This is a genomic window from Vibrio sp. Vb1337, assembly GCF_033338715.1.
GTDB lineage: Bacteria > Pseudomonadota > Gammaproteobacteria > Enterobacterales > Vibrionaceae > Vibrio > Vibrio alginolyticus.
This window is the reverse complement of sequence record NZ_JAWOTD010000112.1, coordinates 1-1,359: the sequence shown is the minus strand read 5'-3', so window position 1 is coordinate 1,359 and position 1,359 is coordinate 1. Positions and strand designations below refer to the sequence as shown.

Annotated in this window: 2 protein-coding genes; one reads left to right on the top strand and one right to left on the bottom strand. The window is 46.8% G+C overall.

The genetic code is table 11. The annotated features are described in order from the left end of the window. A partial coding sequence (locus tag R7E42_RS24305) for a DUF3541 domain-containing protein (protein ID WP_411978983.1) occupies positions 1 to 133 on the top strand: 133 nt, incomplete at its 5' end. A gap of 109 nt (positions 134 to 242) precedes the next feature. Here the strand turns inward: R7E42_RS24305 and R7E42_RS24300 are convergent. After that, on the bottom strand, positions 243 to 1,359 hold a 1,117-nt coding region (locus R7E42_RS24300), incomplete at its 5' end, for a NupC/NupG family nucleoside CNT transporter (protein ID WP_318073133.1).

Here is a 1,359-nt window from a genome sequence, read left to right as displayed (position 1 = left end):
TGGGGAACATCGCAATGTGCTCGCGATTATGCTTTTAGATTGGAAAGGTGTGCACAAGGCACCAACATATCAAGCGCACCCGAAAGTATTCAAATCGATCCCTTATGGGTTAGTACCTAAATCCCCCAAATAACATCGAATAAACATGGTTCGAGAATGCTCTTGCACTGACTCACACAGCTTTCCCAACACCATAAAAAAACCCGCCACATCGGCGGGTTCTCATTTATTGCTCAATCATATTAAAGCGAGATAAAGATACCTGCTAGACATGCGCTCATTAGGTTCGCTAGCGTACCAGCAGCTACCGCTTTAAGACCCATGCTTGCTACATCTTTACGACGTTCAGGTGCCATCACACCGATAGAACCTAGCTGAATCGCAATCGAACCGATGTTCGCGAAACCACATAGAGCGAATGTGATGATCACTTGAGTGTGCTCAGACAGTGTCGCTTTGTGCTGTACGAAGGCGATGAACGCCACAAATTCGTTCATTACAACTTTCTGACCAATGTAAGAACCAGCCGCTAGGATCTCGTGGCTTGGCACACCAATCAACCATGCTAGTGGTGCAAATAGGTAACCCAAAATCGCTTGCAGTGTTACACCAGCAAAACCAAACATTTCACCTAGGTTTTCTAGGCCTGTGTTCACCATCGCAATCACACTCACAAAAGCAATCAGCATAGTACCGACAGCCACTGCGACTTTCATACCGCCCATCGCACCGCTTGCTAGTGCATCGATAACGTTACTTTCTTCTGATTTGTCTAGCTCAATGTTGTTGTAATCGCTTGGCGTTTGACGCTCAGGAACGATGATTTTCGCCATTAGCAAACTACCAGGCGCTGCCATGAAGCTCGCAGCGATAAGGTATTTCAGCTCTACACCCAAGCCGGCATAGCCGCCAAGCACACTGCCCGCTACCGATGCCATACCACCAGCCATTACTGCAAATAGCTCAGAACGAGTCATGTTTGATAGAAACGGACGAATAAGAAGTGGTGACTCACCTTGAGATAGGAAGATATTACCCGTTGCAACGAGTGATTCCGCTTTACTGGTACCCAAGAATTTCTGGATAGCGCCGCCGATAAATTGAATTACTTTTTGCATGATGCCCAAGTAGTAAAGGGCAGAGATAAGAGCGCTGAAGAAAATGATGATAGGAAGGACGCGAACAGCGAAGATGAAACCAGTAGAAGCAAGATCACCAAAAAGGAATCGAATCCCTTCATCAGCAAAGCTTAATAACCCGGCAACGCCATTACTTAAACTCGCTAGTGCGGCTTGTCCCATCGGGAAATAAAGCACCAGAGCGGCAAAGCCCAACTGAAGTAACAAAGCGCGAGACACA